The 15,462-nt window shown below is 63.1% G+C and carries 7 protein-coding genes; all 7 read right to left on the bottom strand.

Annotated elements, in window-relative coordinates:
• Positions 1 to 19: 19 nt before the first annotated feature.
• Complete coding sequence (locus H7A19_10895; GenBank protein MCP5475331.1) at positions 20 to 649, bottom strand: hypothetical protein; 630 nt, start codon at positions 647 to 649, stop codon at positions 20 to 22.
• Between the two features lie 112 nt (positions 650 to 761).
• Positions 762 to 1,352, bottom strand: coding sequence for a sigma-70 family RNA polymerase sigma factor (locus H7A19_10890; GenBank protein ID MCP5475330.1), 591 nt, complete (start codon positions 1,350 to 1,352; stop codon positions 762 to 764).
• 474 nt (positions 1,353 to 1,826) lie between these two features.
• A complete protein-coding gene (locus tag H7A19_10885) occupies positions 1,827 to 9,272 on the bottom strand; it encodes a DUF11 domain-containing protein (GenBank protein ID MCP5475329.1) in 7,446 nt (2,481 codons plus the stop codon).
• Between the two features lie 350 nt (positions 9,273 to 9,622).
• Complete coding sequence (locus H7A19_10880) at positions 9,623 to 10,438, bottom strand: hypothetical protein (GenBank protein MCP5475328.1); 816 nt, start codon at positions 10,436 to 10,438, stop codon at positions 9,623 to 9,625.
• Between the two features lie 620 nt (positions 10,439 to 11,058).
• The gene (locus H7A19_10875; protein ID MCP5475327.1) at positions 11,059 to 12,687 is read right to left on the bottom strand and encodes a hypothetical protein; all 1,629 of its coding nucleotides are present in this window, start codon (positions 12,685 to 12,687) and stop codon (positions 11,059 to 11,061) included.
• Between the two features lie 101 nt (positions 12,688 to 12,788).
• Complete coding sequence (locus tag H7A19_10870) at positions 12,789 to 14,060, bottom strand: DUF21 domain-containing protein (GenBank protein MCP5475326.1); 1,272 nt, start codon at positions 14,058 to 14,060, stop codon at positions 12,789 to 12,791.
• 38 nt (positions 14,061 to 14,098) lie between these two features.
• Positions 14,099 to 15,418 carry a mechanosensitive ion channel gene (locus H7A19_10865; protein MCP5475325.1) on the bottom strand — a complete coding sequence of 440 codons (1,320 nt, stop codon included), beginning with the start codon at positions 15,416 to 15,418 and terminating at the stop codon, positions 14,099 to 14,101.
• Positions 15,419 to 15,462: the final 44 nt, after the last annotated feature.

Raw genomic sequence — 15,462 nt, 5'->3', positions numbered from 1 at the left:
AAACCACTAGGTGGTTCAGTCATCTCACTGGGATCAGGATCTTCTGCTGATGAGCCTGTCCGTTCAGGTTGAAATTCAGTTCCGCGGACAAATCCGGCACTTCAGGGCTGTGCAGTACTACAGTTCCGAAACCAGTGCCGTCGATGTCGATCGGAATTCTTCTGTTGCTGCCTTCGATGACCCACCACGCTGCCGTCACTTCAGGTGGAAAAGCAATCGACAACACATTGGTGGCGCCGGCCTTGAGCACGACGGGTGAGGTATCGGCGCTAGAGCGGGACACATCCAGCAGCGCCGCGTACGCCGTTTCTACCGGGACGGCCTCGCGTTGAAGCAGCGCGGCGGACAGCACGGCACCGGTGATCGACGCTGCCGCAGCCAAGGGCAGCCAGCGCAGGCTGGAGCGCAGCGTTCTGGTCGGCGCCGGCGCTTCGCCGAGAAGCTGGTCGGCCGCTTCGCTCGGGAGTGAGGGCACGGCAGCCCGCACGGCCTCGTCGGCCTCCAGCTCTTCGATCAGTTGTGGCCGATCGAGCATGTAGGCCTCGAACCAGTTGCGTTCGTCGTCATCGAGTTCGCGGTCAAGATAGCGATCCATCCAGGCACGCTCCAGCCAGTTGGGCATGGTGTCGGTGGGGTGATACACGGTCACAGGCGGTTGTTCCTCTTCGATGTGTCCCCCTGCTCCAAAGGAGTCCCGGAGGATCAGCTTGTCTCAGCTGCGAGGTGACAAAAAGTAAATGCAGTGTGGGCCGAAGCGCACATCAACGCGGCATCTGCAGTTCGCGCGGCCCCCGATTCTTGATCACTTCGCGCAGACGCATGCGGGCGCGGTTGATGATCTTGCGGAAGTTCGATTCCTCTATCTCCAGCGTCAAGCACACCTCCTCGCGGCTTTCCTCCAGGAGATAGAAACGTCTCAACAGCTCGCGATCCCGGGCGACCGGCAACTCCGAGACCAACTCGCGCACGCAGGCATTGCGTATCCGCCGGGCCTGGACTTCATCGGGCGGATCCTCGGCTGCCAGGGGCTCGGTATCGATCTCGGTACTGGCCTGCCAGCGCGACTGCGTTCGATACCATGCGGTGCAGGCATTGCGGATGCTCAGCTGGAGATAGTGGGGCAGGGCCCTGGGGTCACTGATTCGGCGATCACGCAGGCGCTGAAGCAGGTCCATCATCACGTTCTGCACGATGTCCTCGACCTGTGGCTCGTTGGGGCGGCAATGCCTTCGTGCCACCGCGCAGGCCGCGCGGTAATAGCGTTCAAAAAGTGCCGATTCGGCGTCGCGATCGCCGTTGCCGATGCGCTCGGCAATTGCCGCCAGGTCCGTCGCCAGGTCGGTGGTTTCCATCGGAACAGGTCGTCCCCAATGCGTGCATGCCGGCTTGTGAAGCTAGCATAGGCGGGTCGAGATTCATTGCCGTCGCTGGACCTTGCGACCGCCATCTGATCGGGTCGGTGAGCTCGGAGCACGGAGGTCTGCGGTGTACGGACCTGCCGATGGCGATCGGGCGCGGGATTCATGCATGGACGGCAGCGTTGCAGCGCTGGCGGTTGCGACCCTCAACAAGCGTGATCGGGTTCCGGCCGGCCATCAAACCCGCATTTCCGCCGCGCGGCAAGACGTGGCCGGCGTTGCACAAGCCGAACACCACGGGGGCGCCGCCGGGTTTGGGTTGCAGCCAGCGGCAACAGATGGGCGGTTTCAGCTGCACCCGCAGCACCTATTTCTTCGGCAATTTCCAGGTGATCGTGGCGACCAGGCAACAAGCTCTCCCGCTTGAAGGTCGCCGCGAAGCGCGGCGACCTTTGGCAGATGAAACCCTCAGTCGAGACTGGCCCCGGTCAAAGCCCAGCCGGCGTCGGTGGCCTGAGCGGTCCAGCTTAAGGTCGGCTCTTGATCAAAGCTGCGCCAGCCCCCGAGGCGCAAGAGTCCGTCGCTGTTGCGCGCGGCCAGCGCGTATTGCAGTTGCCCGTCAAACATCCGCGCATACACTTGAACGGCCTTGCCATGTGTATCGGTCAAGGTATAGACCGCACTCGCGACCTCATCGATGGCGTTGCGCAGGGCCGAGCTCGGCAGGCGGAAGCTACCGGTCGGGGCGTTGACGATGGGCTGCTCGAAGCCATCGGCAAACAGCAGATCACGCAGATTGATATCGGTTGCGCTGTTGTTGGCGGGTGTCGGGTCTTCGACCGTCGTATCCGTCGCTAGCACGACCATGGCCGTGTTGCTGATCGAGCCAGGCTCCGCCAGCGCGTTGCCGAAGAAGGTGAAGTTCAGCAGCGCACCCGGGATGAAGCTTGCAACCGTGACGTCCAGACTGCCGACGCCATTGCTTTGCGGACAGGTGGCGCCGCCGCTGGAGTCACACGACCACACGGTGTTGCTGAGACCGGCCGGAATGGTATCGACGATGCGGAAGTTCTCGGCGGTATCGGGGCCGAGATTGCGCACCGTGACCGTGTAGACGATCAGATCGCCGGGCTGGTAGTAGCTGATGGCATCGGACTTGGTCACGGCCAGATCAGAGCGCGCAAAGACCAGCGTCTGGGCATTGCCGGCCCCAGCGGAGTTGCTGCCGTTGTAGTTGCTGTCGCTCGGCACAAAGGCCGCGCTGACGGTGCGTGCGCCCAGGGCATTGAAGCTCAGACTACAACTGGGCGTGGCCGTCGGCACGGTCACGGCACAGCTGCTGGCGCCGCTGCTCAGGGTGACAGTTCCGGCCGGAGATCCGCCGCCGGGGGCATCGACACTGAGCGCAAAGCTGAAGCTGTTGCTGGTGTTGATGCGCACCCGCGGTGGTCCACTGGCACTGATCGCGGTGCTGGCCGCGTTCACCTGATGCGCGCCGGTGCTGATGCCGGTGCTGGGCTGGTACTCACCGTTGGCGGGTGCGTAGTCGGCGGTCAGCGTCTTGGCGCCAGCACTGGTGCTGGTGAGCAGGCAGCTGCCGCTGCTGATCGGCGAGGTTCCCGCGATGAGGGTCGCCACACAATTCGGAGAGCCGGGCCCGCCATCGCGGATGGTCACGGTGCCGAGTGGCGAGGAGGACTGCGCAGTGACGGTGACGCTCACCGTGTACGGCTGCCCAACCAATGTGGGCTCCTGCACGGCGCTGTTGACGACGGTGGTGGTCGGTTGTGCATCGTCTTCGAGGATGGTGCCGGTACCGCTCAAGCTGCCGGGCGTGGCGTTGCTGACCCCGGTGATGTTCAGGCTGAAGCTCTCGTTGCCCTCGAAGGCGTTGTCACCGACGATGCTCACCGGAATGGTAGCGCTGGTACTGCCTGCGGCAATGGTCACCGGTGCGGCAGTGAGCTGCAGGTAGTCGTTGTTGGCAAGGGTTGCGCTGCCATCAGCCGTGGCCCGGGTGAAGCTGACATCACGACCCGACACCGGCGTCAGCGTGACCACGAAATTCATCGGCGTATTGCCGACGTTGCCTTCGAGCTGGCTGGGGCTGTTGATACTCAGCACCGGCAAGGCGTCGTCGTCGAGGATGGTGCCATTCGCAACTGCCGTGCCCAGCGTCACATTGCGACCTGCGGCACTCAGGGCGGAGAGCGTCAACGAGTAGCCCTCGTCGTCCTCGTCGAGCGCATCGGGGTTGATGGTCACGTTGACGGTGCGGGTGGTGCTGCCCGCCGGGAAGTTGACGCTGTCGGCCACGATCGGGGTGAAATCTGCGGCCGTCGCAGTGCCAAAGGCGCTGTTCACGGCCAAGGTCACGGCAGTATCGACAGGGTTGCTCAGCGTGACCGCATAAGCCATCGGTGAGCTGCCCTCCAACTGACTGAGCGTGCTCGGCGCGAACTGCACCGTCGCGCTGTCGTTGTTGGTGATGGTGCCGACGCCCTGGCCGTCACCGATCACCGCGCCGGTGACCGCGCTCAAGTTGACCAGCACGGTCTCGTCCAGTTCAACCAGATTATCGCCATTGACCGACACGGTGAACGTGGCGGTGGATGCACCCGCCGCAATGGTTTGCCCGGTCAGCGATTTGGCGGCGTAGTCGGAGGCAGCCAGGGCGGTGCCGTCTTGTGTGGCAATGCTGAAACTGACGCCGCCATCAGCCGCCGCTGGCGTTACCGTCACGGTGAAGCTGAGGTTGTTGCTGCCAGCATCCAGTTCGGTCACGGACACATCGTTGATCGACAGCGAGCGCGACACGGTATCGATGGCGTAGTTGTTCGAGTCGCTGCTGCCGCTGCCGGCATTGCCTGCAGCATTGGTGTATCCGGTGTTGTTCACCGTGATCACATTGGTCGGCGCGTTGATCCCGGCGGTTGGCGTCAGCGTGGCGGTAAAGGTGACACCGCCATCGGACGTGATCACCGGCGAAAGCGTGCCATTGCCGATAGTCAGATCAGCGTTGTCGAAGTCGCTCACCGCTTCCGAGAAGGTGAAGGTCACCAGTGAGGTCTCGCCCGCCACCAGCACGCTGTCGGCGACGACGACGCCTACCGTGGGGCGCACGGTATTGATGGCGTAATTGTTCGAACTGGTGCTGCCGCTGCCAGCATTGCCCGCCGAATCAGCAACACCTGTGTTGTCGACGGTAATGAGATTGGAGGGATCGATGATCGACGCGGTCGGCGTCAATGTGGCGGTAAAGGTGAGGCCGCCGTTGCTGCTGCTGACCGGCGTCAGGTTGCCGTTTTCGATGGAGAGGTCGGCATTGGTGAAACCGGTGACTGCCTCCGAAAAACTGAACGTCACCAGTGAGGTCTCACCCGCCAGCAGATTGTCGTCGGCAACCACGATGCCTACCGTCGGGCGCAGCGTGTCGATGCCGAAATTGGGCGAATTGCTGGTGCCGACACCGGTATTGCCGGCGAGATCGGCGACGCCGCTCATGTTCAGCGCGATGACATTGACGGGCGCTTCAACGTTGGCATTGGGCGTGTAGGTGCCCGTGAAGGTGACGTCGCCATTGCTGCTGCTGACTGCTGTCAGATTGCCATTGGGGATGGTCAGATCGCTATTGTCGAAGCCGGTGACCGCTTCCGAAAATGAGAAGGTCACCAGCGAGCTGTCGCCGATCTTCAACGCCGTGTCGTTCATGGTGATCACCGCGGTCGGCGCCATGCGGTCGATGGTGAAAGTCTGACCGACAAAAGGCAGATTGCCGATGCTGTGGCTCATGCCGTCGTCATTGACCAGATTCAGCCCAAGCGTACCGCTGCCGGTGCCGGTCGATACGGTGACATTCCAACTCGCACTGGGCGGGCCCACCGCTTCGGTGGGTGGCGACACCACGATGGCGCCGCCCAGACCGCCGTTGATCGCTGCGAAATTCGCCGCAGTCAGACCGCTGATCGGCGTCGCGAAGGTGATCATCCAGGTCGCGGTCGGTGCATTGCGTGGATTGCCGCTGGCACGATTGAGCGAGACCACGCTGGTGCTCGGGCGCGCGATGATGGTGTCGGTATCGGTGGCGCTGTTGTTGCCTGGCACTGGATCGGTGGTGGCACTGGTGACCGTCGCTGTATTGACCAAGGTCCCCGTAGCGGCGCCAGACACCGGGCACACCGCAGTGTAGGTGACGCTGCCGCCAGCAGGTAGATTGACGCTGTTGTTGATATTGCCGCTGCCAGAAGCCGTGCACGTTCCGCCACCTGCGCCCGTGCAGTTCCAGGTTGGAGCCACACAGAACGCCGGGAAGGTGTCCGCCACTGTGGCGCTGGTCACATTGCTGGGCCCGGCATTGGAGGCGGTAATGGTGTAGGTGGTACTGGTCAGCGCATTGACGCTGGTCACGCCATTGCTCTTGGTGATCCCGAGGTCCGCCTGCGGGGTCAGGGTGTCGGTGTCGGTGGCGCTGTTGTTGCTGCTATTCGGGTCAAACACCGCACTGCTGATCGTGGCCGTGTTGCTGAGGCTGCCGGTGGCCGAGGCGCTGATCGTGCAGCTCGCCGTATGCGTGACCGACGCGCCAGATGGCAGGTTGACCGAATTGCTGATATTGCCGCTGCCGGACGCCGTGCAGGTGCCACCGCCGGCGCCTACGCAGGTCCAGGTACATGTGAGCGATGCCGGGAAGGTGTCGCTCACAGTGGCGCCAGTGACAGGGTCCGGGCCAGCATTGCTGGCAATGATCGTGTAGGTCACGGAACCGCCAGGGACCGCCGTGGTCACGCCATCGGATTTGATGATGGACAGATCAGCGCTCGGCGCTACCGTCAGCGTTGCGGTTGCCGCCAGCCCGGTTCCTCCATTGGTCGATGTTGGCGCATCTGTGGTGTTCACCAAAGCTCCGCTGGTCTGCGCCACCACGTTCATCTCCACCACGCAGGGAACCGGCGCAGGTGCCAGAAAGTTGTTGAGACGCACGCCCGTATCGCCCGTTTGGAAGGAACCACCGCCGCTGTCCGTCACGACCAACCCGCCGCAGTTGGTGGTGCTGATCAATGCAGGCGATCCCGCGACCATGCCGGCCGGGAAGTTGTCGGTCAGATTGACGCCGGAAAGATTGAGGCCGGCCGTCGGGCTCTGTATTTCCAATCGCAAAACCGCGGTTTGGTTCAGGGCAATGGTGGTTGGCGTGAAGGACTTGTTGACGACGGGCGGCGCATACACGTTCAGCGTTCCCGATGCCGTGCCGCCAGCGCCGCCTTCGATGGAGGACACATTGCCGGTGGTATTCACCAAGGCGCCTGCGCTGGTGGCCCTAACCATGACGGATATGGTGCATTGATTGGCAGCCGTGAGCGGGCCGCCGCCGCTCAAGCTGATACTCGACCCGCCCGGCGTTGGCGCGAAGCTGCCGCCACAGGTATTGGTGGGATTCGGTACTGCATCCACCACCATGCCTGGCGGGAAATTGTCGGTGATCGCCAGACCCGACAGACTGGTGCCGTTGCCCGACGGGTTGGTGATTGCGATTGCCAGTCGGGCAGTGCCGTTGAGTGTGGTGTTGTTCGTGTTTCCCTGACCGGAATTGACGAAGAACTTGCTGACGGAGGGTGGCAAGAAATCGTCATTCAGGATGGTGCCAGTAGCAGCAGATGGCGTGCCGACCGTGTAGCCGGTGCCGCCGGTTACGGTCAGGATCAACGTCTCATCGGGTTCTACCGTCGTATCGGTAGTCGGATTGATGGTGATGGTGGCACTGGCTGTATTGGCCGGGATCGTCAATGTGCTGACCGCGCCCGTGTAATCGTTGCCGGAGACCGCTGTGCCTGAGGTGGCGATGTTGACGGTGGTGGCGGTCGGTACCATCGGACTCAAAGTCACGGCATAGGTCAGGTTGGTGACGCCGTCTTCGGCCACGGAGGCGGGACTCACGGTGATGCTGGCCGAGGGCGTTGCAATCCCGCTATACACGCGGGCTTCCACACCCTGGTTGGCGACGCCTTGCCCTTCCTGGGACGCGTCTACCCAGATTGCCGCGAAGCCGCCGCTGGCGCCGGCACTGAGCGCTGACGCATTCTGTCCAAACTGGCGCTTCTCGTTGATCTGAAAATCGCTCGCATCGACCGCCGAACCTGCTGCGCTAAAGCGCCGGCCGAACACGCCGTTGCTGTCCAGATCCTGCAGTGGCGAGGTCCACGACACGACCACAGATCCGTCGCTGAATCCGCTGATGGCCGGTTGTGACTGGTTGCCGGTGACGATGGCATTGGCGCGCGCCTGGCCTCCGACCGCAGCGCCGGTGGCATCGAAGCGCTGCACGTAGACATTGGCTTCGCCAGCGGCATCGCCGTCGCGCGCCTGATCGGTGAACGCGATGGTGAACTTGCCGTCGGCAAAACCGGCTACGCGAGCGTTAGCTTGATTGTTGGCGCCTCCAGCGACGGCAATATCTGATCCTGTTGGTCCGGCCGAGCTTGCAAAGCGAGCGTAGACGTCACCTGAATTTGCGTTGTCGCGCCAGACCACTACAAAGCGGCTGTTGTCCAGACCAGCGATATCCGGCTGCGACTGTGTGCCTGTGGTCAAGGCATTGACGGTGAATTCGGCTGCCAGCGGCGAGCCGTTGGTGCCATTGAATACCCGGCCCGAAATGTCATTGAGGCTATTAGTCCAGACCATGGCGAAATTGCCGTCCGAGAGCGTCGCAACCCGCGGCGCGCCCTCGTTTCCCGCCGACACTGCGTGCGGCGAAAGGACCGAACCCAGACTGGTGTCAGCATTCACCAGGCGGTAGTAAACGTCGCCGCCGTTGCTCACGTCGGTGTACGCCACGACGAAGCGATTGGCCGACAAGGCGGCCACCGTGGGCTGGTTCTGACTGACGTTGTCGAGCGGGGAGATGCGGAACTCGCCACCTTGTGGGGTGCCCGCGGCATTGAAAATGCGCGCGTAGATACCTCCAGCGGAGCCGGTGTCGCTGTCCTGTGCAACCGAACGCCAGACCGCCACGAAATTGCCGTTCGAAAGCCGTGCGATGGCCGGCGCCTGCTGGTTGTTGGCGGTGGTCACGTTGACCGGGAACTCCGGACCGAAACCGGCCAGATCGGTGGTTGAGTTCTGCGTCACCGTGTAGCTGAACGCCTTGGCGAAACCGGAACCGGGCAGCGGCGCACCGGTCGCATCGGTCTGGTACAGATCGAAGTAGCGGGCCGTCACGTTGACCATTTGTCCGATCGCAGGCATTGCCGCGCTGCCCTTGCGCAGCTGTGCGGTATCTGTCTGCGTGTTGTCATAGGTGATGGTGAACAGATTGGCATTCGATTGGCTGTCGATCTGCCAATAACCGCCACGGTTGTCGCCGACATCGGTCGGCGTCAGACTGGCCAACACAAAATTCAGCGGTGAATCGTCAAAGATCAGGGCGCTGCTGGAAACGATGTCGGTTGGTGCAAGGTCGACCTGGATGGATCTGCCGGACGACACGGTGTCACCGTTGCCAACCAGCGTCCAGCTCACGCCGATGTTGTCGTTGGTGGTGGTATCACCGGGCTTGGTGTCCACAAACCGGAAGATCTTCCCCGCCACGGGTGTGTATGCGGGACTGAAGCTTGTCGGATGCACCAACGTGGTCCAGCTGCCGCCGTTGTCGGTGCTGTACTCGAAGCGACCGCGAGTCAGTATCCAGTTGAAGCCTGAAACAGGAACATCGTATTGAGCGATGTCCTTGGTCTGGAACTGCTGGCCCGGCAAGCTCGGTGTGTCGGCCAGACCGTAGGTCCAGGTGTAGCTGGTGCCACCTGGGCGAACCGTCACCCGCTCTGTTGGATAGATCACCCTGGGAGCGGCGGCATGCGCCAGATTGACCATGGCCATGAAAGTGGTGATCACTGCGGCCGCTGTGCGCATATCCATGAGGCTCCTCGAAAGGCTCATTTGTGGTGACGTGTCAGATCACGGTTTGGTTCTGTGCCCCGAGGGCCGAACATCCATATTGCGACCGGTGAAGTTTGCACCGAAAGTGTGACGCAGGGTCCAGCAAGAACTGGATTTTTGTGTACTCGTTTCCGGTGCAAAAGGGCGCCGTCAACCGCGCAAGCGCCTGTGTGTGCAGCCATACACCTGCCGCTCAACGCGCAATGGATGGAGAGGCTGTGTCTTTGATCGAAGTTCTGACGGAAACGCGTGGTGGCTTGGATGGTGCCGGGTCGACCGCTGAAACGTCGTCGGCGTCCGCTGGACACTCCAACTACCGGTACCGGCTGTTAGTCGATTTTGGGTGGTTGCGAACCCCGGGGCGGGGACTTTCCAAGGAAGAAGGCCTTCAGCCACTCATTGCCGCCCCGCGGCCAGATATGTCCGGCGTTGTAAAGGCCGAACACCACCGGTGCGCCACCCGACTTGGGCTCGATCAGCCGACAGCAATCGGCGAAGTCTGTCTGCTGGCCGCTGGACAGATTGTGCCGACCGAGTGCCTGCACGGTCTTGGCCCAGTCGCCCTGATACTTGCGATCTTCACCGCGGCCGAACAGGTAGAGGAAGGGCTTGGGTGGTGTGTCGGCCGTGTAATTCGGCTGCAACGCGCCAATGGCGGCAAAGGCGGCGAAGGCCTGGTTGCGCTCGGCCAGCAGCAGAAACACGAAATGGCCGCCGTTGGAGAATCCGGCGGCGTAGGTCTGCTCGGTTTGGGTTGGATAGCGCCGGCCCAATTCGGCCAGCAATCGATCAGTGAGCTTGAGATCGCGGTCGTCGTAGGTGCCGGCGCGGTATTGCCAGCCGCGCATCGGCGGCGTGGTGTCGATGGTCTCGCCGCGTGGGTAGGCGATGATGGCCTCAGGCCAGTCCTGATGCAGCTTGACCGCGGTGGCGAACCTGACCTGGTCATCGCCGCGACCGTGAAAGGCCAGCACCAGCGGGATGGGTTCGTTACCGACGGCATCGGGTGCAAACACGAGCACCTTGCGGGTCTGGCCGTCGATGTCGAATTTCAGCGTGAAACGCTTGGCCTGTGCTTCCAGCGCCAGCGCAATCAGCGTCAGGACAACCAGGGCGCGGATCAGGTTTTGCGAGAGTCTGGGCACGGCGTGCCTCCGCAGCAGCAACAAGCTCGACAGAGCGTACCGGATCGGTCGTGAAGAGGGCTTGCGCAGGGAGGAGATGGCGTCATTGTGAGGAGCGCAGCGACGAAGCAATCCAGGGTAGCGCCGCACACCTCTGGATTGCTTCGACACGCTATCCATGAGCCCATATCGCAAATTGTTGATTTGCTGTTGTAGGTCACGTTGCTCGCGTAGCGAGCTACGTGACGCAACTCGATGTCACATAGTCCGCTGACGCGGACAACATGACCTACGACGGCGGGTTCATGGCCCGAGGGCAGTGTCGGGCCGAAACAGGTGGCTCGCCATGAACCCATATCGTAAGTTGTTGATTTGAAGTCCGCATGAGCACAGCGCCCGCTTCGCCCACCCGTAGGAGCGCCCTTGCGGCGCGACCACCGCGGCGGACGTGCGGCTTGCCGGTCGCGACGGGAGGTCGCTCCTACGGGCAACTCGTGGTTCCTGGTCCGTGCGCAGCGTCGGGCTGAAACAGGAGGCTCGCAATCACGCCGGTCCGGCGCTCCTCTAGGTCCCGACCAGTCTGGGCCTACCAAAGCCCTCAACCCTTAGCCTTTTCGGTGCCCCATGCCCGTGCCCCCGCCTCACCCGAACATCGATTGCACCAGTTCCAGATTGCTGGCGCCGCCACTTGGAGGGCGCCAGTCGGCGGCCAGATTCCAGGTCCACAGATGGGCCAGTGCGTTGACTGCAGTCGCATCCAGTTCCAGCTGGGCAAAGGTGTTGTAGAGCGGGAAGGCTCCCCGGCCAGCGATGTCGATGGCGGCCTTGGCCTCGAAGCTGAGCTGCGTCCAGAAGGCCTCGACCTGGTCGTTGTACATCCACAGAATGTTGACTGTACGGCCACCGCTGATGCCATACCAGTCGTTGTCCAGCAGTGGCAGGCTGAGCTTGACAACCACCGGTTCACCCTTGCTGCGTCTGGCCCACAGGGCCTGCTGCAGATCGGCGAAGGCGCTGGTCGGGAACACCTGATTGTGTCGGTACAGGCGCACCGGGCCGACGCCTGGATCGCGGCTGTAGGGCACGTAGCCCTTGCCGCGGACATAGGGCTGCAGCCCGAACAACGGCGGCAGATCGCTGGAGACCACGATCTGACCATCCTCCATGCGAATGCCTTCATCGGTGTTGACGCCAACCAGCACGCCGGACACGCCGCGGGCGAGCATGGCGTTCAAGCCCAGATTCTCCAGACTGCCCCCATCGGCGAAGCGGTAGGTGCGCGTGGGCACCGAGCTGCGATTGGCGATCGGGAAATAGGCGTAACGAGGCACCAGACCGTCGAATTCGGGATGTTGCTCTTCGAATTCCTGGGCGAAGGCGGCACTGCTGCAGCCGGCGATATCCGCCAGCGTGAAGGGCCGGACGGGGGCTGCAACGGAGACCTCTCCGGGGGCCGTGTCCTTCTGGTACACCGCGTTCATGGCCAAGGACTCCACCAGCCCGCCGCCGATGGTCGCGGCAGCGCCGGCCGTCGGGAAGGGCTGGCGCACTCCGAGCATGAAGTTGGCTTCGAAGGGCACGAGGTCAGCGCTGGCGCTGTCATCGATGAAGATGGCGGTGTTGAAGACCATGAACGGTCGCTTGCGCTGCACGGTGTAGAAGTCAGTGAGTCGCAAGCCCGGGTTATGCGCCAGGGTGCTGTTCGGTAGCTGCAGATAGGCGTCGGTCCAGCTGAAGTAGTGCGTATCGAAATGCTGCGCCGCTGGATCGGGATGCCACAAGCCGTAGGGCCGCAGCACGCTGTGGCCGATCAGACCTTGCCACAGATCACTGGTGGGGTAGCCCCATTCCTCGCGCAGTTTCAGCACCTCGGCGACATCGCTCAGCAGGCCGAGATTGCCAGGCACGCGACCCAGACTATGGCGGCTTAGCTGATCCAGGGCATAGGGCAGGCTGCCGGTCACCGTGAGTTGCCCTGGATCCAGCACTGGCGTGCCCAGAAAATCGGCATCGCTGATGGTGGCCGGCAGATAGGTGTAAAGCGTATTGGCCCAGGTACCACCCGATACCGAGGAAATGGCGAAGACCTGATCCATCAAACCCAGGTGATCCAGCGCGCGCAACTGGCCCATCGCACAGGTCAATGCTCGCGAGCCGCCGCCCGACAGGCACAGGCCGACACTGCGGGCTGGCGCTTGCAGATCGGGTGCCCGAGCAGAGAGCGTGGTGGCGGGCAAAGGCAGGATGGCGGCGTTCAGGGTGGACGGCATGGCGGTTCCTCGCAGACCTTCTTGGGGACATCCTTTAAGGGCGCCAAGGCACCGATTGTCTCAGGGCGTCGCGGAAACCGGCCGAGCGGTGAGCCCCTGGGTCAATCCTCGTCGTCGCCCTCGGGCGCCACCACCCGGACCCGGCGGACCACGTTGTCGCGGACTTCCTGGATTTCCATCTGGTAGCCGTCAATCTCCAGTGACTCACCGGGGGTAGGCAGATGTTCCAGCATGGCCACGATCAAGCCACTCAGCGTGCGGGCGGCTTCGGTGGGGAGTTCCCATTGCAGACGGCGATTGAGGCTGTGCACCGGGATGCGGCCGTCGATGTGCAGGCTGCCATCGGCCTCGAAGTGGATGTGGCGGGTATCCTGCTTGGGCGCGGTGGTGAACTCGCCGACGATCTCTTCGAGGATGTCGGCCACCGTGACCAGGCCCTGCAGCGAACCGTATTCGTCGATGACCAGGGCCGAGCGGCGTTGTTGGCGCTGGAAGGCCACCAGCTGCTGGGTCAGATTGGTGCCTTCGGGCACGTAATAGGGCGCACGCATGCGTTTCTCGATGAGTTCGGCATCGATGGCCTGCAACTGGCTGAGATCAAGCAGATTGCGCAGATTGAGGATGCCGACCACATTGTCGATCTTGCCGCGATAGACCACGGCACGGCTGTAGGGGAAGTCCTTGAGCGCCTCGCGCAGTTCCTCTGCGCTGTCTTCGAGGTCAATGCCCTTGATCTCGGTGCGCGGCACCATGATGTCGTCGATCATGGCCTCTTCCAGCGCCAGGATGTTCAGCAGCATGTGCCGATGGCTGTCCGGGATCAGGCCGCCCTCTTCGCGCAGCACGCTGCGCAGTTCATCCTGGGACAGGGTTTGGTCCGAGCGTCCACCGCCGCGATGTCCGAACAGGCGCAACACCCAGCCCGACAGGATGTTGATCAGGCGCACGACTGGATAGAACACCCGCAGCATCGGATACAGCACGTAGGCGGCCGGCAGAGCGATGCGCTCGGGATGCAGCGCGGCATAGGTCTTGGGCGCCACTTCGGCGAAGATCAACACCACCACGGTCAGAAAAGCGGTACCAATGAGCACCCCGGCCTCGCCGGCGATGCGCACGGCAGCGATGGTGGCAATCGCCGAGGCCAGGATATTGACGAAGTTGTTGCCGAGCAGGATCAGTCCGATCAAACGTTCCGGGTGATGCAGCAGCTGCTGCGCCAGCTTCGCGCCGCGGTTGCCGTCGCGGGCCAGGTGCAGCAGCCGGAAGCGGCTGATGGACATCAGCGCCGTCTCTGAGCTGGAGAAGAAGGCCGAACAGATCAACAGTACGGCCAGTGCGGCGAACAGCAGGGATAAGGGGAGATCAATCATCGCCGGTTGAACGGGGGTAATCGGGGGAGTCTATCGGATCAGGAGCGCGCCGATGGATCCGGCTCCGGGTCTTTCGACGTCGGCAGCTCCGCCAGGGCGTCGTCGAGGGCGTCGTTGCCACCCAGTTCGCGACGTTCCGATTTGCTCAGCGTCGCATCCGGCTTTGGCTGCTTGGGTGCCTCGGGGGGTTTGGCGCGACCCTGCCACAGCGACCTGGCCTCTTCCTGTTGCGTGCCGAACAGGCTGCGTACGTGCAGATCGCGCTGCGGGAAGGGAATCTCGATGCCGTAGGCGCGCAGCGCGTCCTCCAGCGCCCAGTAATAGGCGGCCTGCACGGCGCCGGGGCGTTTGACGGCATCGGCGGTCAGCCAGACCACCAGTTCGAAGTCCAGGCAGCTGTCGCCGAAACCCACCAGCCAGACCTGGGCGCGGCGGGGGCCGCTGGTGGCAAAGGTGAAGGGCACGCCGGCCGCAGCTTCCAGCGCGGCCTTCTTGACCAGTTCCTTGTCCACGCCATAGGCCACGCCAAAAGGGATGCGCACGCGGCGGGTGATCTCGCGCAGGGTCCAACTGGTGACCCGTCCGTTCACGAACTCGGAATTGGGCACCAGGATGTCGATGTTGTCGTTGGTCGTGACCCGAGTGGCGCGGATGCTGATGTCGGTGACTTCGCCGGTCACGCCCGATTCCAGCTCGACGAAATCGCCGATCTTCAGACTGCGTTCGAACAGCAGGATCAGGCCGGAGATGAAGTTGTTGACCACCGTCTGCAGGCCAAAGCCGATGCCCACACCCAGCGCACTGGCGAAAATGGCGATCTTGGTCAGGTCCAGGCCGATCGCGGCCAGGGCGATGCTGAAGCCCAGCGCGATCATCAGATAATGGGCAATGCGTCCGGCCGCATAGAGCGCGGGACGGCTCACATCCGGTCGACGCTGACCGTAGCGTTCCAAGGCGCGGCGGAACCAGTGTGACAGCAGCCAAGCCGCCAGCAGGATGGCCGTCACACGCAGCGTGCCGCCGAGCGTGATGGTGGCATTGCCGACTTCGAACAGGGGGTAATTGAGCACCTGGCGGCTGGTGCTGGAAACCGTGCTCCAGAATGAACCAAGATCGGCCAGCCGCCGCTCCCAGAACGGCGTGCGCTGTTCCCAGATCTGGCTTTCGGCGGACACCAGCCAGCGCAGCGCGGCCACCTTCTCGTCAACCTGACGCAGCTGCGAGCGCAGCTTCGGCAGATCGCGCTGCACCGTCTGCACGGTGCGCCGATCGCTGCTGTCGGCAATGAGCGTCAGGCGCCGATCGGCACGCGCATAGGCGCGCTCCAGCTCATCGACCGCCGGCAGCAATGACTTCATGCTGGCGCGGCTCAGGCTGGGCTCGGTTTCTTGTCCGGCGACGC

The sequence above is a fragment of the Rhodanobacteraceae bacterium genome (genome assembly GCA_024234055.1).
Lineage (GTDB): Bacteria > Pseudomonadota > Gammaproteobacteria > Xanthomonadales > SZUA-5 > JADKFD01.
The sequence above is the reverse complement of the archived record's forward strand: the minus strand, read 5'-3'. Positions and strand labels throughout refer to the sequence as shown.